Origin of the sequence: Streptomyces sp. 1331.2 (assembly GCF_900199205.1) — a bacterium.
In the GTDB taxonomy this organism is placed as follows: Bacteria; Actinomycetota; Actinomycetes; order Streptomycetales; family Streptomycetaceae; genus Kitasatospora.
On record NZ_OBMJ01000001.1, the window covers coordinates 1,506,965 to 1,525,853 of the forward strand.

Sequence of the window (18,889 nt, forward strand, 5' to 3'; positions counted from 1 at the left end):
GACGCCCCCTCACACCCCACCCGAATGAGTGACGACCGGCACGGCGGCACACCTTGCCGACCGTTGGACCGGCCGCCGGGTCGGCCGCCCGGGCTGACGGAAGGGCGTCAGTCGACGGCCAGGCCCAGGGAGCGGAGCAGGTGGGCGAGTTCGGCCCGGAAGAGCTTGTCGGGGGCGAGGACCTGGGCTCGCAGGTGACCGTAGACCTCCAGGGCCACCAGGCCGTGCAGGTGGCCCCAGATCCGCAGGGCCAGGGCCCCGCCGGCCGGCGGCAGCTCGGGAAAGGCCGGGCGGACCTTGTCGAGCAGGCCCGGCGAGGCGTCCCAGGCGGCGTCGACCGGTACCCCTGATTCCCGCTCCGCTGTCGCTTCACTCGTGCGGGTGAGATGCCACGCTGTCGTCCCTAGTCGGTCCGCTCCGGTCGGAAGACTGGCCGCGCCAGTAGGACACACCGAAGGACTAGCGATGGCACAAGAGCTGTACGCGACGCTGAAGACCGACCAGGGCGACATCGTGATCCGGCTGCTGCCGAACCACGCCCCCAAGACCGTCCGGAACTTCGTCGAACTCGCCAGGGGCGAACGGCAGTGGATCGACCCGAACACCGGGCAGCCGAGCTCGGACCCGCTGTACGACGGCACGGTCTTCCACCGGGTCATCGACGGCTTCATGATCCAGGGCGGTGACCCCCTGGGCAACGGCACCGGCGGGCCCGGCTACGAGTTCGCCGACGAGCTCCACCCGGACCTGGCGTTCACCAGGCCGTACCTGTTGGCGATGGCGAACTCCGGTCCGGGCACCAACGGCTCCCAGTTCTTCATCACCGTCGGACCGACCACCTGGCTCACGGGCAAGCACACCATCTTCGGCGAGGTCGCCGACGAGGCCGGCGAGAACGTCGTCGACGCGATCGCCGCCACGGAGACCGACCCCCGCACCGACCGTCCGGTGAAGGACGTGGTCATCGAGAAGGTCGTCATCGAGACCCGCTGACCGGCGAAGGACGGCCCGGCCCCGGCAGCCGAGCCCGGAACGGGAAGTCGGCCCGGCCGACTTCCCGTTCCGCTCATGAGAGTTGCTCATGAGGGTCGCGGACGACCTGCCGCCCCATGGAACAGCTGTTCGCCGACCGCGCGACGGGGTAGGACCAGAGACAGCGCACACGTCCCCGCCGATCGACCGCCGATCGACCGCCGTCGACCGCCCTTCGGCAGGCCTTCGGTAGGCCTAAGGAGCCACACCATGGGCATCACACGTCGTGATCTTCTCAAGTGGGCCGCCGGAGCTGGCGGTTCGGCCGTCGTCGGTGGCCTCGTCCTGCCGTCCACCGCCTGGGGTGCCGTACGGACCACCCCGCGCGGCCTGCCGACCGACACCTGGATGAGCCACCTGAACGGCAGCCTCTCCCTGCTCGACCTCACCATCCCCGGCACCCACGACTCGTGCTGCGAGAACCCCGCGTACGGCACCGAGTGGTCGCACACCCAGAACTGGGGCCTCCCGCAACAGTTGCAGGAGGGCGTGCGCTTCCTCGACATCCGCTGCAACGGCCTGCAGGGCGCACCCGACGAACTCGGGATCTACCACTCCGACAACTACCAGCACATCCGCCTCCAGGACGTGCTGGACCAGTGCAGGTCATTCCTGCAGGCGCACCCCGGCGAGACCGTCGTGATGCGGCTCAGGAACGAACGGGCCGGCGGCCAGGCCCTCGGCGACGACGAGTTCCTGCGGCGGGTCGACCACTACCTCGACGGCCTCGGCTACCGCGGTCTCTTCCACTTCTACGGCTGGCCCACCCTCGCCACCGCCCGCGGCAAGGTCGTCCTGCTCGCCGATTTCACCAACCCGTGGGGCCTGATCGACTGGTCCAGCGGCCGGAACGACTACGTCGACACCCAGGACGTGTGGGAGATCGGCGGCCTCGACCCCTTGGGCGCGAAGGGCCAGTACATCGTCGCCCAGTTCGACAAGGCCTTCCTCACCCCGAACTCCCCGAGGATGTTCGTCAACTTCCTCAGCTACGCCGGAGGTTACTGGCCCAAGCTCAGCTCGCAGGACCTCATGGACCACACCGTCTACCCGTACCTGAACGCCCGCACCCAGCAGCGTGCCCGGTTCGGCATCGTGCCGATGGACTTCCCGGACTTCCACGTCAACGTGCTCCAGATGCTGATCGACAAGAACGTCGTCTGACCGGGACGGCCCGGGTGTCGGGCGCATCAGCCCGGGGACGTAAACCTCCGGGCCACTACGAGGTGACGGAGGTTCCGTCGGCGGGCTGATGTCGGTCGGCCGCCGCGCGTGACAGCGTTCCGCGCATGGACACCACGCCGTTCGCAAGCCGTACCGGACTGACGCGCCGACGCATGCTGCGCAGCGGGGCCGCCGCACTGGCGGTCGGCGCCGCCGTGCCGCTCGGCCTCACCGACACCGCCCGGGCCGCCTCGGCCCCCTCCCCCGGTTCCGCCACCGGTACGGCCCCCTCCGCCCGGCTCACCCTCCCCGCACCCACCGGCCCGTGCCCCGTCGGCATGGTGCCCCTCCACCTGCGCGACACCTCCCGCCCCGACCCGGCCGCCGGGCCCGGCCGCTTCCGCGAGCTGATGGCCACCGTCTGGTACCCGGCCCGCAGCGCCGACGCCGCGGCGTACCCGCTCGCCCCCTGGATGACCGACGGCGCCCTGCGTGCCTTCCTCACCGACGTCGGCTTCGCCCTCGACCCCTCCCTCGCCCCGCTCACCTCCGGCCACCAGGGCGCGCCCGTCCACCGGAGCGGCCACCGACTGCCCGTCGTCGTCTTCTCCCACGGCGCGGGCTCCCACCGAGCCGACCACACGGTCATCGTCCAGGAACTCGCCAGCCACGGTTACGCCGTCCTCACCGTCGATCACACCTACGACGCGTTCACCGAGTTCCCGGACGGCACCGTCTCCACCCCGTCCGACAGCATCCCGATCTACCCGAGGGACCACGCCGCCGACGCCCGCTTCGTCCTCGACTGCGTCGAAGGCCTCGCCGCGGGCCGCAACCCCGACGTGGACGGGCGCGTCCTCCCGGCCGGCCTGCTCGGCGCCCTCGACCCGGACACCGTCGGCATGTTCGGCTGGTCCAAGGGCGGCACCGCCACCACCCTCGCCATGGGCGCCGACCCGCGCATCCGCGCCGGGCTCGCCGTCGACGGGCCGATGATGTCGAACCCGGCCCCCAGCGCCGACCTCGACCGGCCGTTCATGATGATGACCGCCGACTTCGCCCGGGCCGTCAACCCCGCCGCCCAGACCTTCTGGACCCACCTGCGCGGCTGGCGGCTCGACATCCAGGCCACCGGGGCCGTCCACTCCTCGTACGGCGACAACATGACGCTGGTCCCGCAGGCGGCGAAACTGCTCGGCCTTCCCGTCCAGCAGGTCCGGCAGATGGTCGGGACGCTCGACCCCGACCGCGGCATCCGCATCCAACAGGCCTACCCGCTCGCCTTCTTCGACCTCCACCTACGCCACCGCGGCCGCCATCTGCTCGACGGGCCGTCGCAGGCCTTCCCGGAGGTCGCCTTCCACGGCTGAGCCGGTGCGCCGGTTCGCCGGCGATATAGAGATGTGGCGAGCCGGTGATGTGGTGAGTACTGGGGCGGCCGCGACGGGGGTGCGGCCGCACCTTCGCTCAGCGCCCTCGGCTCACCGCCGGCCCGTCAGCCGCTCCCCCGTGCGGTACAGCTCCACCAGCAGCGGGCGAAGCGCCTCCCCGGCCGGCGTCAGCCGGTACCGCGTTCGCGCCGGGAAGCCCGCCAGCCGTTCCCGGGACACCAACTCCCTTTCGGCCAAGGCTTGCAGACGCTCCGCGAGCACCTTCGAGCTGATCTCCGGCAGCCGCTCGCGCAAGTCCCCGTACGCGGCGGGGCCGTGCATCAGCTCCCGCAGCACCAGCGTCGTCCAGCGGCCCGCCACCGCCGCCAGTGCCACCTCCACCGGGCAGTCCGCCTCCGGTCGCGCCGTACGGCCGCGCTCGTCCGGCACCAACTCGGCGTCCCGGCAACGGTCCCCGGCGCGCACGTCGCTTCCCGTTTGGTGACCTACGTCCCGCCCGCCCACCGACGTCGCCCGCCGCGACCCGGACGGCCACTGGCACTACGTGATCGACAACCCCTTCGGCACGGCCCGGGACTGAGCCCGGCGACGCGCTCTCCACCCGGCCTCGCCGGAACGGCCCTGGCATACCGGTCACATCCACCGTCACGTCGGTCGGGCCGTGGACGAGCCGATCATCCCACCGAACTTCGAGGACGCGTCCGGGGAGTGCAGCGGGGTGATCGGCCCTCAGACCTTCATGCCCTGGGTGGCGACGGCAGTGGGCGGGGTGGTACTGCCCGCGGTCGTGCCGAGGGTGCGTTCGACCTTGGCGACGGCGGTGCGGTACTGCATCGACGCAGTCTGGGAGGAGGCGCCCTCGCGCTGGAAGTAGCCGAAGGCCATGGCGACCGTACCGAAGCGCTCGATGCCGATGAACGCGTTGAGTTGGACGCCGGCCAGGGTGCCGTCGAGACGGACGGCGGGGGCGTCCTGGCGGTCGCCGAGGGTGACGGGGGTGACGGTGAAGGTCACCGTGTCCTCGATGCCCGCGTTGAAGGTGATGGTGTGGCAGGTCCGGAACGCATCCGCCACCGTGTTGAAGTCGGTGGCGAGCTGGTCGGGCGCCTCGGCGGCAAGCGCCTCGGTCACCATCGGGTTGCCGTCCGGGCCGTCGAGCTCGGTCTCGGCACGCGGGTTCGCCGGGCCGGTCTGGCCGACGTGCATGTTGATCAGGGCGCTGAGCGTGTCGCAGCCGCTGACCGGGCTCGGGTTCTCACCCGGACTGGGGCTCTCGGTGGCGGGCGCCTCGGTGAAACCCGGGCCGAGGTCGGCCGCGGTGAGCAGCGCCGACTTCAGCTGGTCGGCCGAGGGAAGCTGCTGGGCCGGCGCGGCCGACGCCAGGTGCGCCGGGCCCAGGGCGACCGCCACGACGACGGCCGCGGCGGTGACAGCGTGGAGAGGCCTCGGGAGAGACATACGAGCCCCCGGTCGAGAGTTCGGGCAGGGACAGGCAACCAGTGTCCCACCGGGTACCGACCGGGGCGCGGCGGGCAGGCATCGACGCAGGTCACGGCCCGTGTGGCGCACGTGAGCGGAGCTCATGACGGTGGCCGATGAGCAGAACTCATCAGGGTGCGCATGAGCGGAACTCATGACGGCGCACATGAGCGAACCTCATGGCGAAACCCCATGAGCGAACCTCATGCCGCAGCCCCGAGCACACATGAGCAGGTCTCATGCCGAAGCACTCGATGAGCGAGCCTCATCCCGGTCGCGATGAGCGCCGCTCATCGGACGGCAGCGCATCGAGCGTCTCCGTGAGCCATTCCACCCAGAAGGCCTCCAACCCGATCCCGGCCCGCAACACGGCGTGCTGGAGCCGGTTCTCCCCGTCCGCCTTCTCCGCCGGGAAGTCCCGCCGCTCGATCTCCAGGTAGTCGGCCAGCTGCTCACGGTGAAGCTCCAGGTGGCGCTCCAGCTCGGCCGCCAGGCCGTCCGTGCCGACCACCGCGGCCGCCCGCAGCCGCAGCAGCAGCGGTTCCCGGACGGCCCGCGGCGCGTCACCGTCGGCCGTCCACCGGGCCAGTTCGGCGCGGCCCTCCGGCAGGACCTCGTACTCCTTCTTCTGCCCGCGCACCGGCCCGTCCGGCTGGAGGGCCCGGATGTGTCCGGAGGCCTCCAGCCGGCCCAGCTCGCGGTAGATCTGCTGGTGGGTGGCGGGCCAGAAGAAACCGATCGACTTGTCGAACCGCCTGGTCAGCTCCAGCCCCGAGGACGGCTTCTCCAGCAGGGCGGTGAGGATGGCGTGCGGCAGCGACATGGCGACGATCCTAGGGGTGTACGGCCACCGGGACCGCCGTCAGAGGGCGGCGGCCAGTTCGGTGCCCTGCTTGATGGCCCGCTTGGCGTCCAGTTCGGCGGCCACGTCGGCGCCGCCGATGAGGTGCACGGCCAGCCCGCGCTCGCGCAGCGCCTCGTACAGGTCGCGGCGCGGCTCCTGCCCGGTGCAGAGCACCACGGTGTCGACGGGCAGCAGTTGGCGCTCGCCGTCCACGGTGATGTGCAGGCCGGCGTCGTCGATGCGGTCGTACGTCACGCCGGGGACCATCACCACGCCGCGGTGCTTGAGTTCGGTGCGGTGGATCCACCCGGTGGTCTTGCCGAGCCCGGCGCCGACCTTGGTGGTCTTGCGCTGCAGCAGGTGGACGCTGCGCGGGGGCTTCGGGCGCTCGGGGGCGCGCAGGCCGCCGCGCTCGCGGTACTCCGGGTCGATGCCCCACCTGGCCTGGAACACCGGCGGGTTGAGGCTCGCCTGGTCGCCCTCGTCGGTGAGGAACTCGGCCACGTCGAAGCCGATGCCGCCCGCGCCGAGGATGGCGACCCGCTCGCCGACGGGCGCGCCGTCGCGCAGCACGTCGAGGTAGCCGAGCACGCTGGGGTGGTCGATTCCGGGGATGTCGGCGGGGGTTCGCGGGGTGACGCCGGTGGCGAGGACGATGTCGTCGTAGCCTTCCGCGGCCAGTTGCTCGGCGGTGGCGGTGGTCCCGAGGCGCAGCGTGACGCCCAACTCGGCGAGCCGGGTGCGGTAGTAGCGCAGCGTCTCGTCGAACTCCTCCTTGCCGGGGATGCGCCGGGCGATGTTCAGCTGCCCGCCGACGGCCTCGGCGGCGTCGTACAGCGTGACCTCGTGTCCGCACTCGGCGGCGGAGACGGCGAAGGCGAGGCCGGCCGGTCCGGCCCCGACGACGCCGAGGCGCTTGCGCACCTTGGTGGGGGCGAGGACGAGTTCGGTCTCGTGGCAGGCGCGCGGGTTGACCAGGCAGGAGGTGATCTGGAGGTTGAAGGTGTGGTCCAGGCAGGCCTGGTTGCAGCCGATGCAGGTGTTGATGGCGTCGGCGCGGTCGTCGCGCGCCTTGGCGACGAAGTCGGCGTCGGCGAGCAGCGGGCGGGCCATGGAGACCAGGTCGGCGTTCCCGTCGGCGAGCAACTGCTCGGCGATTTCGGGGGTGTTGATGCGGTTGGTGGTGACCAGCGGGATGCCGACCTTGCCCATGACGTTCTTGGTCACCCAGGCGAAGGCGCCGCGCGGGACCGAGGTGGCGATGGTGGGGATGCGGGCCTCGTGCCAGCCGATGCCGCTGTTGATGATGGTCGCGCCGGCGGCCTCGACGGCCTGGGCGAGCAGGACCACCTCGTCCAGGGTGGAGCCGCCGGGCACCAGGTCGAGCATGGAGAGGCGGTAGACGATGATGAAGTCCTCGCCGACCCGCTCGCGGACCCGCCGGACGATCTCCACCGGGAAGCGCATCCGCCGCTCGTAGGGGCCGCCCCACTCGTCCTCGCGGTGGTTGGTCGCGGCGACGATGAACTCGTTGAGCAGGTAGCCCTCGGAGCCCATGATCTCGACGCCGTCGTACCCGGCGCGGCGGGCGAGTTCGGCGCAGCGGGCGAAGTCCTCGATGGTCTGCTCGACCTGCTCGGCGGTGAGCTCGTTGGGCACGAAGGGGCTGATCGGGGCCTGGACGGCGCTGGGGGCGACCAGGTCCCGGTGGTAGGCGTAGCGGCCGAAGTGCAGGATCTGCAGGGCGATCTTCCCGCCGGCGGCGTGTACGGCGTCGGTGACCACGCGGTGCCGGTCGGCCTCCTCCTCGGTGGTCAGCATCGCGCCACCCTCCCAGGGGCGCCCGGCCTCGTTGGGGGCGATGCCGCCGGTGACGATCAGGCCGACGCCGCCGCGGGCGCGCTCGGCGTAGAAGGCGGCCATCCGCTCGTACCCGCCGGGGGCCTCCTCCAGGCCGACGTGCATCGAGCCCATGATCACGCGGTTGGGCAGGGTGGTGAAGCCGAGGTCGAGCGGGCTGAGCAGGTGCGGGTAGCGGCTGCTGCCGGGGTGGGCGCTCATCGACGTCTCCTGGGGCGCGGGCTGGGTGTCGTGGTTACCGCAGGGTAGGGGACGGGCGGAGCGGCATGCAACTAGTTGCATAAAGCCCGCGGAGCGCGACTCGGCCGAACCCGGCCCGCGCGCCACGGCGGCCGCGTATCGTCGTGTCCCGGACGTCGCACGCTCGAACGTCGCACGCTCGAACGTCGCACGCTCGGACATCACAGGCTCGGACATCACTGGCTTGGGAACACAGGCTCGGGAAGTCACAGGCCCGAGAGAGGGGGCGGCCGTGCGCGGTGGTTCGGTGGCCGTGGTCGGGGGCAGCATCGCCGGGAGCGCGTTCGCCGGGGCCGCCGCCCGGCTGGGCGCGGAACGGGTCGTGGTGCTGGAGCGCAGCCCCGGCCGGCTGGAGGACCGCGGCGTGGGGATCTGCACCCACAACGACCGCTTCGACGAACTGGTCCGTGCCGGGCACCTCGCCACGGACACCCGCCGCCACCGCCTGACCGTCCGCCGCTGGGTCACCCGGGGGCCGGCCGGCGAGGGCGACGGCCCCGACGGGCGTGGGCGGCTGCTCTGGGACCAGCCCTTCCCGTTCCACTCCCACCACTGGGCCGTGCTCTGGCAGGCGCTGCGCGAGCACACCCCCGAACAGGTCGAGTACCGGCTGGGCACCACCGTCACCGCGGTCGGCGGCGACGAGGAGGGCGCCTGGGTCGAGGAGGCCGACGGCGGCCGGCACCCGTACGACCTGGTGATCGGCGCGGACGGCTACCGCTCGGTGGTGCGCGACGCCGTCTGCCCGCAGGCCGCACCCGAGTTCGCCGGATACGTGTGCTGGCGCGGAAGTTACGACACCGCGCTACTGGCCCAACTGCCCGGCGGCGCCGGAGCCTGGCCGGAGGAGGAGTGCATCACCGTCTGTTACCGCGGCGGGCAGGTCGTGATCTACCGCATCCCCGGACTCGCTCCCGGCAGCACTCAGGTGAACTGGGTCTTCTACGCGCCCACCCCGGCCTGGCTGCGCCTGGACGGCCCGACCAGCATCCCGGCCGGCACCCTCACCGACGCACGGCTGGACGGGCTGCGGCAGCTCGCCGAACGGCACCTGCCACCGTACTGGGCCGGAGTGGTCACACTGACCCCGCGCGAACGGACCTTCCTGCAGCCGGTCTACGACCTGGCGACGCCGCACCGCACCGCCGGGCGACTGCTCATCGGCGGGGACGCGGCCACCGTCGTACGTCCGCACAACACCAGCGGTGCGGTGAAGGCTCTCCAGGACGCGCACGCCTTCGAGCAGGCGGGGCAGGCGGTGAACGCGGGGAATGCGGTGAACGCGGGGAATGCGGGCCGGGCAGCCGGCTCCTGGTCGGCGCTGCTGGCCGCCTACGACCGCGAACGCAGCGCGGCCGGGCGGGAGTTGGTGGACCTCGGGCGGAAGCTCGGCCGGGCCCAGGTCACCGATGCGCCGGACTGGTCCGCAATGGGCGAGTCGGCCATGGTCGCCTGGTGGCAGCACCAGGTCACCGGCAGCGGGGGGTTCGGCGGCCACGCGCTCGGCCGGACCGAGCCGTCCCCGTCCCCGTCCCCGTCTCCGCGACCATGACCATGGCCATGACCGCCGGAACCCCGCCGGAGCCCGGCGGGGCACCACCGGGATGCGGCCGAGCCCCGTGCGGGGCCCGGCCGGATCCGGTCGAATCCGTTGCGAGGATCAGACGTTGACGCCGTAGTCGGTGGCGATGCCGCGCAGGCCCGAGGCGTAACCCTGGCCGATGGCACGGAACTTCCACTCGGCGCCGTTGCGGTACAGCTCACCGAAGACCATCGCGGTCTCGGTCGAGGCGTCCTCGGACAGGTCGTAGCGCGCTATCTCCTGGCCGTTGGCCTGGTTGACGATCCGGATGAACGCGTTGCGGACCTGGCCGAAGTTCTGCAGCCGGGCGTCGGCGTCGTAGATCGACACCGGGAAGACGACCTTGGCCACGTCGGCCGGCACCCGCTCCAGGTCGACCTTGATCTGCTCGTCGTCGCCGTCGCCGCCACCGGTCAGGTTGTCGCCGCTGTGCTCGACCGAACCCTCGGGGCTGCGAAGGTTGTTGAAGAAGACGAAGTGCTGGTCCGAGACCACCTTGCCGAGCGCGTTGCAGAGCAGCGCACTGGCGTCCAGGTCGTAGTCGGCCCCGGTGGTGGTGCGCACGTCCCAGCCGAGACCCACGATCACGGCGCTCAGACCGGGCGCCTCCTTGCTCAGCGAGACGTTGCCGCCCTTGGCCAGCGAAACTCCCACAATGCCCTCCTCGATCTCTCCCTGCGGACGAATCTACAACACTGTAGAGATCACGAGAATCCGCCTGCAGGCGGGCTCCACCCAGGAATTCTCCCCGGTGTCGCCTCCGGGGATTCTCCGGGGCTTCTCCGGGGCTTTTCGGGGTTCCCGGCCGGAACCGCTCGCACCGATCCGTACGGCCGTACCCGGGCCGGCGCTGCAACCGACCTCGCGCCCGTCGCCCCGGCCGGGGCGCCCCGGCGGTGCGCCCGACCTAGACTGGCGTCGATCCCCCGAATCCCGGTCCCCCGGGTGCGGCGCCTCGCGGGAGGTTCCCATGCGCCAGCGGTACAGCTTCCACGTCGACCAGGGCGGGCACTCGGTGACTGTCAATGTCCGCTCCGGCTGGATCACCGAGACCGAACTGCTGGTGGACGGCAAGGAACTCGCCTTCCACCGCGTCCACGGGCACGGCGGCTACCCTCTGACGCTCGCCGCTCAGCTCGCCGAGGAACCGCCCCGGCCGCTCGCGGTCACCCTGGAGCGCACCGGCACGGCCGAGCACCCGCTCTCCTGCGTCCTGGAGCTGGCGGGCGCCGAGCACGCCATGCCGGAGCGAACGGCGCGCTGAGGCCCGGGCCCCACCCCACCCCATCCCACCCCGCCTCGGCCGTTTGCGAACGAATACTACGAAACCGTACTATCCGAAAACGTGACGTCCGAGAACGCAACCACCGCGACCTCCCCCGAGCAGTCCGCCCTGCTGGCCCTGCAGCGCGCGACGCACGCCACGCTGCAGCTGCTCGCCGCCGAACTGGTCGACCTCAACCTGACCGCCTCCGAGATCAACGCGCTCGCCAACCTCGCGGACGGGCGGGGCCGGACGGTCTCCGAGCTCGGCGCCGCCGTGGGCACCCGGCCGACCACCCTGACCGGCATCCTGGACCGGCTGGAGCGGCGCGGCCACATCACCCGCGGCACCCGCGCCGGGGACCGCCGCTCGGTACTGATCGAACTCACCCCCACCGGCCGGCTCGCGGCCGACACCATCCGGCGAACCGTGACCGACCTCGAACGCCGCGCGCTCGGCGACCTCTCGCCCGCCCAGGTGGACGGCTTCCACGCCGCACTCCGGGCCCTGACGAAGGCCTCCGCATGACCTCCCCGACACCCCCTTCCACCTCCCCCGATCCCGCCGACGCTCCGGCTCCCGCCGACACCCCGGACACCCCGGACGCCCCGGACGCCCAGGAGACCCAGGAGGCCCCGGATGCCTTCGGGCTGCTGCTGGGCGAGGCGATGACCGGCGCCGAGCGTTTCGGCCACCGCCAGCACGTCCGCCTCACCTGGCTCGCGGTCCGCCGGCACGGCGTGGACGCCGCCCTCGGCCTGATCACCGACGGGATCCGGCGCACCGCCGCCAAGGCCGGAGCGCCGCAGAAGTTCCACGTCACCATGACCCGCGCCTGGGTCGAACTGGTCGCCCACCACCTGGCCGCCCACCACGCCGACGCCGCACCGGACTTCGCGGAGATCGAAGAGATCGAAGAGATCGACGGGTTCAACGAGTTCGACGGATTCGCCGACCGCCACCCCGACCTGCTCGACAAGGAACTGCTCGCCCGCCACTACCGGCCCGCCACGCTCGCAAGCGAGCAGGCCCGGACGGCCTGGGTCGAGCCGGATCTGACGCCCTTCCCCTGGGCGGATCAGCTCTCCTGACACTCCGTCAGGATCTCCTCGACCGCCTTCCGGGCCCGCTCCGCATCCTCGGCGACCAGCCCGATCCGGGTGCGGCGGTCCAGCACGTCGGCGGCGTCCAGCGCACCCTCGTGGGTGAGGGCGTACGCGATCTCGGCGCGCGTCACGTCCAGGCCCTCGGCCACCGGCGTCAACTCCCCTGCGGCCAGCACCTCGTGGGCGGCGCCGCCGTGCCGGGCGAGCAGCGAGGAGGGCACCCTCTCGCCGGGCAGGGGGCGGCTGTCCCGGTGCCCCGGGGCGCCGACCAGCGGCAGTCGGGCCGTCCAGCACGTCCGGGCGGGCAGGCCGCGCAGCCGGACGGCGGCATCCACCGCGTCCTCTGCCATCCGGCGGTAGGTGGTGAGCTTGCCGCCGACCACGGTGACCACCCCGGACGGGGATTCCAGCACCGCGTGCTCGCGCGAGATGTCGGCCGTGCTGCCGCCGCCGGTGTCGATCAGCGGGCGCAGCCCGGCGTAGGCGCCGCGTACGTCCACCCTGGTCAGCGCGGTGGCGAGGGCGGTGTTGACGGTGTCGAGGAGGAAGGCCAGTTCGGCTTCGGTGGGCTGCGGCTCGTCCGGGATCGGGCCCGGGGCGTCCTCGTCGGTCAGGCCGATCGCGACCCGGCCGAGCTGCTGCGGCAGGGCGAAGACGAAGCGGCTGGTCGAGCCGGGCACCGGCACGGTGAGGGCGGCGGTCGGATTCCCCAACGCCCCGGCGTCCACCAGGACATGGGTGCCACGGCTGGGGCGCAGCGTGATCGAGGTGTCCACCTCGCCCGCCCAGACGCCCGTGGCATTGACCACCGCGCCCGCCCGTACGGTCAGTTCCTGCCCGGTCAGCGTGTCGACCAGCCGGGCGGAGGTGCCGGTGACGGACTCGGCGCGCACCCTGGTCAGCACGCTTGCGCCGTACTGCGCGGCGGTGCGGGCGAGGGCGACCACCAGCCGTGCGTCGTCCACGAGTTGACCGTCGTGCGCGACGAGTGCGCCGCGCAGGCCGGCGGTCCTCACGCCCGGCACCAGTCGCCGGGTGCGGGCGGCGTCGATCCGGCGCACCCGGGGCAGCAGCGTGCCGGGCGTGCCGGCGCTGACCCGCAGCGCGTCCCCGGCATGGAAGCCCGCGCGGATCAGCGTGCCCTGCCCGGGGCGCAGCAGGTCCGGGAGCAGCGGCACCAGTTGGGGCAGCGCGCGGATCAGGTGCGGGGCGGTGCGGGTCATCAGCACGCCGCGTTCGACCGCACTCTCCCGGGCCACCTTGATCCGGCCGGAGGCCAGGTAGCGCAGGCCGCCGTGCACCAGCTTGGAACTCCAGCGGCTGGTGCCGAAGGCCAGGTCGCGGGACTCGACGAGCACCGTGCGCAGGCCGCGCGAGGCGGCGTCCAGGGCCGCCCCGGCGCCGGTGACGCCGCCGCCGATGACCAGCAGGTCGACGTGCGGGTCGTCGCCGAGCGCCTGGAGTTCCAGTGTGCGGCGTGCGGCGTTGAGTCGGCTCGTTCCCGCGAAGGGACCGACGGCGGGCGTCGTCATGGTGCGAGGTATCCGTTCAGCGCTCTGGCCAGTTCGCGCCGCCAGGCCGCCTCGGGCAGCAGGGAGGCGACCATGCGGTGCGACTGGACGGTGGACTGGGCGATCAGCAGGACCATGGCGGCCAGTTCGAGCGGTTCCCCGGCGCGGATCGAGCCGTGCGCCTGGCCCTGTTCGATTCCGCTGCGCAGCGCCTCCAGCAGGCCGCGCTGGCTGGCGCCGAGCCGTTCGACCACGTACTCCAGCAGGAGGTCGGAGTCGTCGGAGCGGAGCAGCGCGCCGAGTACCGGGTGGTCGCGCAGCCGGACGGCGACCTCGACGACCCGCTCCACGAGGGTCGTTCGGTCCTCGACGTCCAGCGCGGTGCCCTCCAGCGTGGCCAGGATCTCCCGGGTGAGCAGCGCGCCGATCACCGCCCGGACGTCCGGCCAGCGCCGGTAGACGGTCGGCCGGCTGACCCCGGCGCGGCGCGCGATCTCGGCCAACTGGGTGCGGCGCACACCGAGATGGACGATCAGGTCGGCGGCGGCGTCCAGGATCGCGTCGTCGGTGCTGCGGGCCCCGGGCTTCGCGGGCCGCGCGGCTCCGACGCTGCCGGGCTGCTCGGCTGGGGTCGCCGACTCGGCGGCGTTACTACTTGACATGATGTGTGAAACTGTAACGCATGGCACCTGAGACGCAAGCGGGACCGGCCGGCGCGGCCCTTCCGCTCCCCCCGATGAAGTGGGACGCCTGGGGCGACCCGGCCCTCGCCAAGGAGCTGTCCGCCGACATCAAGGGACTGCTCGCCGCCGCCCTCGGCGTCACCGGCGACGCCTCCCCCGGGCCGAGCGCCGACGAGGTCGTCCTGCGCCCCTCCCGGCTCCCCGCCGCGGGCCTCAAGGCGCTCGCCGCCGCCGTCGGCGAGGCCCACGTCAGCACCGCCGACGCCGACCGCCTCCCGCGCGCCGGCGGCAAGTCCACCCCCGACCTGTTGCGCCGCCGCAGCCGCGAGCCGCAGGACGCGCCCGACGCGGTCGTGCTGCCCGGCAACGAGCAGGAGGTCGCCGCCGTCCTCGCCGTGTGCGCCGAACACCGCATCGCCGTCGTCCCGTTCGGCGGCGGCACCAGCGTCGTCGGCGGCCTCGACCCCGAGCGCGGCGGGCTCGAAGCCGTCGTCTCGCTCGACCTGCGCCGCCTCGACGGGCTGCTCGACCTGGACGAGACCTCCGGCGAGGCCGTCCTCGGAGCCGGCCTCACCGGCCCGGCCGCCGAGGAACTGCTCGCCGAACGCGGCTGGGAACTCGGCCACTACCCGCAGAGCTTCCGCTACGCCACCATCGGCGGCTTCGCGGCCACCCGCTCCTCCGGCCAGGACTCCGCCGGGTACGGGCGCTTCGACGAGATGGTGCGCGGCCTGCGAGTCGTCACCCCCGTCGGGGTACTCGACCTCGGCCGTGCCCCCGCCTCCGCCGCCGGCCCCGACCTGCGCCAGCTCTTCCTCGGCTCCGAGGGCACCCTCGGCGTGATCACCGCCGTCCGGCTGCGCGTTCACCCGCTGCCCGCCGTCAAGGTGTACGAGGCGTGGAGCTTCCCCGACTTCGCCACCGGGACGGCGGCGCTGCGCGCCGTCGAGCAGCAGGGCACCGGCCCGACCGTGATCCGGCTCTCCGACGAGGCCGAGACCATGGTCAACCTCGCCATGACCGAGCAGATCGGCGGCGCCCCGGCGGTCAGCGGCTGCCTGGCCGTCACCGTCTTCGAGGGCAGCGCCGACCAGGCCGCCGCCCGGCACCGCGCCACCCGTGAAGCCCTGCTCGCCGCCGGCGCCACCTCGCTCGGCGAGGGCCCCGCCCGGGCCTGGGAACACGGCCGGTTCAACGCCCCCTACCTGCGCGACTCGCTGCTCAACGCCGGTGCGCTGTGCGAGACCCTGGAGACGGCGGCGAGCTGGAGCCGGCTGCCCGCTTTGCGGGCCGCCGTCACCGAGGCGCTCACCGCCGCCCTGCCCGGTGCGCTCGTGCTCTGCCACATCTCGCACGTCTACCCGACCGGCGCCTCGCTCTACTTCACCGTCGTCGCCGCGCTCGGCGAGGACCCGCTCACCCGCTGGGACGCGGCCAAGCGCGCCGCAGGGGACGCCATCCTCGGCGCGGGCGGCACCATCACCCACCACCACGCCGTCGGCGCCGACCACCGCCCCTGGATGACCGACGAGGTCGGCGACCTCGGCGTCCGCATCCTGCGTGCCGTCAAGGCCGAGCTCGACCCTGCGGGCATCCTCAACCCCGGCAAGCTGATCCCATGAGCGAAGCTCATGGGGCGAACGGCCCGACCGGTCCGACCGGCCCTTCTGGGCCGGCTGGCCCTTCTGGCCCGACCGGCCGGAGAAGCGTCCGCCGGGTCGCCGTCCTCAGCAACCCGGCGGCGGGCGCCGGTCACGCCGGCCCCGCCGCCGGGCGGGCCGTCGCCCGCCTGCGCTCCCTCGGAATCGAGGCCGAACCGCACGCCGGACGCTCCGCCGAGGACGCCGTCCGTCTCGCCCGCGAAGCGGCCGCGGACGGCGTCGACGCGGTGGCCGTGGTCGGCGGCGACGGCATGATCAACCTCGCCCTGCAGGCCCTCGCCGGCACCCCCGTCCCGCTCGGCGTGATACCGGCCGGCACCGGCAACGACCACGCCCGCGCGTACGGCCTCCCGCTCGGCGACCCCGAGGCCGCCGCCGACGTCATCGCCGCCGGACGGGTACGGGCCGTCGACCTCGGCCGGGTCACCGGCCCCGACGGCACCGTCCGCCGGTACGGATCCATCCTCGCCACCGGCTTCGACTCCCTGGTCAGCGACCGCACCAACCGCCTGCGCTGGCCGCGCGGCCGGATGCGCTACAACCTCGCCATCCTCATCGAGTTCGCCAACCTGCGCCCCCTGCCGTTCCGGATCACCCTCGCCGACGGCACCGTCATCGAACGCGACCTCACCCTCGCCGCCGTCGGCAACACCAGCAGCTACGGCGGCGGCATGCTCATGTGCCCCGACGCCCTCCCGGACGACGGCCTGCTCGACGTCACCCTCGTCGACGCCATGCCCCGGCTGCGCATCGCCCGCTTCTTCCCCACCCTCCTCAAGGGCACCCACACCACCCGCCCCGAGGTCACCACGCTGCGCACCCAGTCCCTGCGCATCGAGTCCCCGGGCATCACCGCCTACGCCGACGGCGAGTTCATCACCCGGCTGCCGGTGGAGGTGGCAGTGGAGAGAGCAGCCCTGCACCTCCTGGTGCCCTGACACACCGGTGCCGCGGCCCGGCCGCTCCCGCCCGCGGCACCGGTCACCGCGTCCACGATCCACGCGGCCACCGTGCTCACGGCACTCATCGCCACCACCACCCGATGAGCGCCACGCATCCCCGCCGACAGGAGTCGGTCGGGATCACCGGCAGCACGCCGTCGCTCGTCCCATGCCCTCCTGGCCGGTGCCCGCCTGGCCGGCAGTCCGTGGTGGGTCGGCTGCTGCCCGGACCAGGTAGGCGGCCTCGACCTGCCGGGCTCGGCGGAGCTCCCGCACGCTACTGCGCGGCACCTGCCCCCGCTGCAGAACGCCGCTCACCCGCCCAGCCGGCGGCGCCAGAGCAGCGGACGTATCTCGATCGCGTGCGAGGCGTCGCCGTCCCAGACCGCGGGCAGGCCGACGGCAGCGAGGGCGGCGACCACCTCGTGGCCGATGGCGGTGGTGGTCGACGGGGAGCCGTCGAAGCCACCGTAGAGGAGGGAGAGGCCCCGGCCCGCGGCCGCGGATTCGGTGCACTGGGAATGGAAGTAGACGAAGCCGCGGGCGTCCGCGGCGCCGGCGGCGCCGATCTCGGCCTCACCGCAGGAGCGGCAGCAGGTGAAGTCCTCCCGGGCCGTGATGCCGCCCGCCTCCAGGGCGGCGAAGGCGCGGGCCAGGCGCTCCGGGTCGGTCTCGCCGATCCAGCCGGTCTGCTCGCCGACGCGCTCCAGCCAGAGCCGGTCGGCGAGTTGCTCCGCCTGGGCGCGCGAGACCGGCCGGCGGCCGTCCGAAACCAGGAACTCCTCGGCCTCCTCCGCGAGCCGGGCCCGGTCGGTGTAGCCACAGGCCAGGCTCAGCCGCAGCCGGTCCTCCAGCTCCCGCCGCGCGCCCGCCGCCAGCTCCAGCGGCGGTACGGGCTCCGGGGCCGGGCCCATGTCGAGCGACGCCCAGCCCAGACCGTCACCCCAGCCCGCGGCACCTCGCGCCCACGCCGTCATCACCTGAGCCACCTGCCCCGGTCCGTCCAGCCGCACCTCGAAGTGCCGCTCGGCGGAGCCGTCGCGGTGCTCCAGCGTGTAGTCCCCGCCGGCGGCGTGCCACACCTGGATGTACACGTCCGGCAAGTCCGGTATCCGCTCCACGACGAGGAAGCGGTCGTCCTCCGCACCGATGCGCCGGACCAGCCCCGCCAACTCGTCCGCACTCGGCCGGAAGCACCGCTGTCCGTCGTTCGTCTGCACCGTGATCGCCAGCATGGGGCCACCCTTGCACCCACCACTGACAATCACCCCGGCCGATCCGGCAGTTCGGTTCCGGTGCGGCTCGGGCCGCGCGTCCGGCACCGACGGGCTGCCCTACGACAGGTGATCCTCCCGCCGCACCCGGAAGACCACGTTGTGGCGCAGCGGCCCCTCGGGGGCGGCGGGGTCGTCGAAGTCCTCGGCGGGGTCGTGGGTCATGCCGAGGCGGCGCATCACCGACTGGGAGCGCAGGTTGGCGGCCGTGGTGATGGCCAGGATCTCGGGGAGGCCGAGGGTGTCGAAGCCGTGCGCGAGGACGGCGCGGGCCGCCTCCGTGGCGTAGCCGTGGCCCCAGGCGGAGCGGGCCAGCCGCCAGCCGATCTCGACCCCGTCCACCGGGTCCGTCTCCTCGATGTCGTCCAGGCCCACGAAGCCGATGAACTCGCCGCTCTCCCGCACCTCGACGGCCAGCCAGCCGTACCCGCGCTGCTCTGTCGCCGCCTCGAAGCGCGCCACCGAGGCGTCGCTCCGTTCGCGGGTGAGCAGGTCGCCGAGGTGCTCGCGGACCTCCGGGTCGGCGTTCATCGCGGCCCACGGGGCGAGATCGGACTCCCGCCAGCGGCGGATCAGAAGGCGTTCGGTGCGCAGTTCGTTCACGCAGCCAAGCCAACGTCACACCGGCCGGCCGGGGCAAGTGGAATAACCCGGTTCCTGGGGGAGGCCGCCGGCCCATGAGCGACGCTCATGTCGGCGCCCATGAGCAACGCTCATCGTTCGCGGTCATGAGCGACGCTCATCGTTCGCGGTCATGAGCGACGCTCATCGTTCGCGGTCATGAGCGACGCTCATGGGCCACCCTCTTGAGCCTCGCTCATGCCGTTACCAGCACCGTCCGCGCCGTCTGCCGCCGA

General features: G+C 73.0%; 19 protein-coding genes. 9 read left to right on the plus strand and 10 right to left on the minus strand.

What is annotated here, in order from left to right; all coding sequences use genetic code 11:
• Positions 1 to 107 precede the first annotated feature (107 nt).
• Entirely contained in the window at positions 108 to 452 is a 345-nt protein-coding gene (locus CRP52_RS38080) for a WHG domain-containing protein (RefSeq protein WP_257032316.1), read from the minus strand.
• 13 nt (positions 453 to 465) lie between these two features.
• Between CRP52_RS38080 and CRP52_RS06425 the strand changes: the two genes are divergently transcribed.
• The 3 genes from CRP52_RS06425 to CRP52_RS06435 all read left to right on the plus strand — a co-directional run bounded on the left by CRP52_RS06425 (position 466) and on the right by CRP52_RS06435 (position 3,566).
• A complete protein-coding gene (locus tag CRP52_RS06425) occupies positions 466 to 993 on the plus strand; it encodes a peptidylprolyl isomerase (RefSeq protein ID WP_097235508.1) in 528 nt (175 codons plus the stop codon).
• 249 nt (positions 994 to 1,242) lie between these two features.
• On the plus strand, positions 1,243 to 2,196 hold the full coding sequence (locus CRP52_RS38875; RefSeq protein WP_218893070.1) for a phosphatidylinositol-specific phospholipase C: 954 nt from the start codon (positions 1,243 to 1,245) through the stop codon (positions 2,194 to 2,196).
• Positions 2,197 to 2,321: 125 nt separating this feature from the next.
• Positions 2,322 to 3,566 carry an alpha/beta hydrolase family protein gene (locus CRP52_RS06435; RefSeq protein ID WP_097235510.1) on the plus strand — a complete coding sequence of 415 codons (1,245 nt, stop codon included), beginning with the start codon at positions 2,322 to 2,324 and terminating at the stop codon, positions 3,564 to 3,566.
• A 111-nt stretch (positions 3,567 to 3,677) separates the two neighbouring features.
• On the opposite strand, the gene CRP52_RS06440 is transcribed toward CRP52_RS06435, so the two are convergent.
• From CRP52_RS06440 to CRP52_RS06455, 4 genes are all read right to left on the minus strand, one after another.
• The gene (locus tag CRP52_RS06440; protein WP_257032317.1) at positions 3,678 to 4,052 is read right to left on the minus strand and encodes a winged helix-turn-helix transcriptional regulator; all 375 of its coding nucleotides are present in this window, start codon (positions 4,050 to 4,052) and stop codon (positions 3,678 to 3,680) included.
• Positions 4,053 to 4,316: 264 nt separating this feature from the next.
• Positions 4,317 to 5,045: a hypothetical protein gene (locus CRP52_RS06445; protein WP_143685662.1), complete on the minus strand. Its 729-nt coding sequence runs from the start codon at positions 5,043 to 5,045 to the stop codon at positions 4,317 to 4,319.
• A 286-nt stretch (positions 5,046 to 5,331) separates the two neighbouring features.
• The gene (locus CRP52_RS06450) at positions 5,332 to 5,889 is read right to left on the minus strand and encodes a PadR family transcriptional regulator (RefSeq protein WP_097235512.1); all 558 of its coding nucleotides are present in this window, start codon (positions 5,887 to 5,889) and stop codon (positions 5,332 to 5,334) included.
• Positions 5,890 to 5,928: 39 nt separating this feature from the next.
• Positions 5,929 to 7,971, minus strand: coding sequence for an NADPH-dependent 2,4-dienoyl-CoA reductase (locus tag CRP52_RS06455; protein ID WP_097235513.1), 2,043 nt, complete (start codon positions 7,969 to 7,971; stop codon positions 5,929 to 5,931).
• 271 nt (positions 7,972 to 8,242) lie between these two features.
• Here CRP52_RS06455 and CRP52_RS06460 point away from each other — a divergent pair, with 271 nt between their 5' ends.
• A complete protein-coding gene (locus CRP52_RS06460) occupies positions 8,243 to 9,562 on the plus strand; it encodes an FAD binding domain-containing protein (protein ID WP_097235514.1) in 1,320 nt (439 codons plus the stop codon).
• Between the two features lie 108 nt (positions 9,563 to 9,670).
• Here CRP52_RS06460 and CRP52_RS06465 read toward each other — a convergent pair whose 3' ends face one another.
• A complete protein-coding gene (locus CRP52_RS06465) occupies positions 9,671 to 10,246 on the minus strand; it encodes a TerD family protein (protein WP_097235515.1) in 576 nt (191 codons plus the stop codon).
• Positions 10,247 to 10,562: 316 nt separating this feature from the next.
• Here CRP52_RS06465 and CRP52_RS06470 point away from each other — a divergent pair, with 316 nt between their 5' ends.
• From CRP52_RS06470 to CRP52_RS06480, 3 genes are all read left to right on the plus strand, one after another.
• Positions 10,563 to 10,856: a hypothetical protein gene (locus CRP52_RS06470; protein ID WP_097235516.1), complete on the plus strand. Its 294-nt coding sequence runs from the start codon at positions 10,563 to 10,565 to the stop codon at positions 10,854 to 10,856.
• A gap of 81 nt (positions 10,857 to 10,937) precedes the next feature.
• Positions 10,938 to 11,384 (plus strand): MarR family winged helix-turn-helix transcriptional regulator, encoded by a 447-nt coding sequence (locus tag CRP52_RS06475; protein WP_218893071.1) that lies wholly within the window; start codon positions 10,938 to 10,940, stop codon positions 11,382 to 11,384.
• A complete protein-coding gene (locus CRP52_RS06480) occupies positions 11,381 to 11,947 on the plus strand; it encodes a hypothetical protein (RefSeq protein WP_218893072.1) in 567 nt (188 codons plus the stop codon). Before CRP52_RS06475 ends, CRP52_RS06480 begins: the two co-directional genes overlap by 4 nt.
• Here CRP52_RS06480 and CRP52_RS06485 read toward each other — a convergent pair.
• Both CRP52_RS06485 and CRP52_RS06490 read right to left on the minus strand, forming a co-directional pair.
• Positions 11,935 to 13,494 carry a glycerol-3-phosphate dehydrogenase/oxidase gene (locus CRP52_RS06485; protein WP_097235517.1) on the minus strand — a complete coding sequence of 520 codons (1,560 nt, stop codon included), beginning with the start codon at positions 13,492 to 13,494 and terminating at the stop codon, positions 11,935 to 11,937. The two genes, CRP52_RS06480 and CRP52_RS06485, sit on opposite strands and share 13 nt — an antisense overlap.
• A complete protein-coding gene (locus CRP52_RS06490) occupies positions 13,491 to 14,135 on the minus strand; it encodes a TetR/AcrR family transcriptional regulator (protein WP_097235518.1) in 645 nt (214 codons plus the stop codon). Before CRP52_RS06490 ends, CRP52_RS06485 begins: the two co-directional genes overlap by 4 nt.
• Before the next feature lie 74 nt (positions 14,136 to 14,209).
• Here CRP52_RS06490 and CRP52_RS06495 point away from each other — a divergent pair, with 74 nt between their 5' ends.
• Together CRP52_RS06495 and CRP52_RS06500 are read left to right on the plus strand one after the other, a co-directional pair.
• Positions 14,210 to 15,778: an FAD-binding oxidoreductase gene (locus CRP52_RS06495; protein ID WP_097235519.1), complete on the plus strand. Its 1,569-nt coding sequence runs from the start codon at positions 14,210 to 14,212 to the stop codon at positions 15,776 to 15,778.
• The gene (locus CRP52_RS06500) at positions 15,775 to 16,755 is read left to right on the plus strand and encodes a diacylglycerol kinase (RefSeq protein ID WP_097235520.1); all 981 of its coding nucleotides are present in this window, start codon (positions 15,775 to 15,777) and stop codon (positions 16,753 to 16,755) included. The genes CRP52_RS06495 and CRP52_RS06500 overlap by 4 nt, the downstream gene beginning before the upstream one ends.
• Positions 16,756 to 17,072: 317 nt before the next feature.
• Here the strand turns inward: CRP52_RS06500 and CRP52_RS06505 are convergent, their stop codons facing one another.
• Together CRP52_RS06505 and CRP52_RS06510 are read right to left on the minus strand one after the other, a co-directional pair.
• A complete protein-coding gene (locus CRP52_RS06505; protein ID WP_097235521.1) occupies positions 17,073 to 17,993 on the minus strand; it encodes a DUF6891 domain-containing protein in 921 nt (306 codons plus the stop codon).
• Positions 17,994 to 18,092: 99 nt separating this feature from the next.
• A complete protein-coding gene (locus tag CRP52_RS06510; protein ID WP_097235522.1) occupies positions 18,093 to 18,635 on the minus strand; it encodes a GNAT family N-acetyltransferase in 543 nt (180 codons plus the stop codon).
• Positions 18,636 to 18,889: the final 254 nt, after the last annotated feature.

What these genes read in the sequence shown, in the direction of transcription:
- CRP52_RS06425 (WP_097235508.1), top strand. Translation starts at nt 466, where the DNA reads ATGGCACAAGAGCTGTACGCGACGCTGAAGACCGACCAGGGCGACATC.
- CRP52_RS38875 (WP_218893070.1), top strand. Translation starts at nt 1,243, where the DNA reads ATGGGCATCACACGTCGTGATCTTCTCAAGTGGGCCGCCGGAGCTGGC.
- CRP52_RS06435 (WP_097235510.1), top strand. Translation starts at nt 2,322, where the DNA reads ATGGACACCACGCCGTTCGCAAGCCGTACCGGACTGACGCGCCGACGC.
- CRP52_RS06445 (WP_143685662.1), bottom strand. Translation starts at nt 5,045, where the DNA reads ATGTCTCTCCCGAGGCCTCTCCACGCTGTCACCGCCGCGGCCGTCGTC.
- CRP52_RS06450 (WP_097235512.1), bottom strand. Translation starts at nt 5,889, where the DNA reads ATGTCGCTGCCGCACGCCATCCTCACCGCCCTGCTGGAGAAGCCGTCC.
- CRP52_RS06455 (WP_097235513.1), bottom strand. Translation starts at nt 7,971, where the DNA reads ATGAGCGCCCACCCCGGCAGCAGCCGCTACCCGCACCTGCTCAGCCCG.
- CRP52_RS06470 (WP_097235516.1), top strand. Translation starts at nt 10,563, where the DNA reads ATGCGCCAGCGGTACAGCTTCCACGTCGACCAGGGCGGGCACTCGGTG.
- CRP52_RS06480 (WP_218893072.1), top strand. Translation starts at nt 11,381, where the DNA reads ATGACCTCCCCGACACCCCCTTCCACCTCCCCCGATCCCGCCGACGCT.
- CRP52_RS06485 (WP_097235517.1), bottom strand. Translation starts at nt 13,494, where the DNA reads ATGACGACGCCCGCCGTCGGTCCCTTCGCGGGAACGAGCCGACTCAAC.
- CRP52_RS06490 (WP_097235518.1), bottom strand. Translation starts at nt 14,135, where the DNA reads ATGTCAAGTAGTAACGCCGCCGAGTCGGCGACCCCAGCCGAGCAGCCC.
- CRP52_RS06495 (WP_097235519.1), top strand. Translation starts at nt 14,210, where the DNA reads ATGAAGTGGGACGCCTGGGGCGACCCGGCCCTCGCCAAGGAGCTGTCC.
- CRP52_RS06500 (WP_097235520.1), top strand. Translation starts at nt 15,775, where the DNA reads ATGAGCGAAGCTCATGGGGCGAACGGCCCGACCGGTCCGACCGGCCCT.
- CRP52_RS06505 (WP_097235521.1), bottom strand. Translation starts at nt 17,993, where the DNA reads ATGCTGGCGATCACGGTGCAGACGAACGACGGACAGCGGTGCTTCCGG.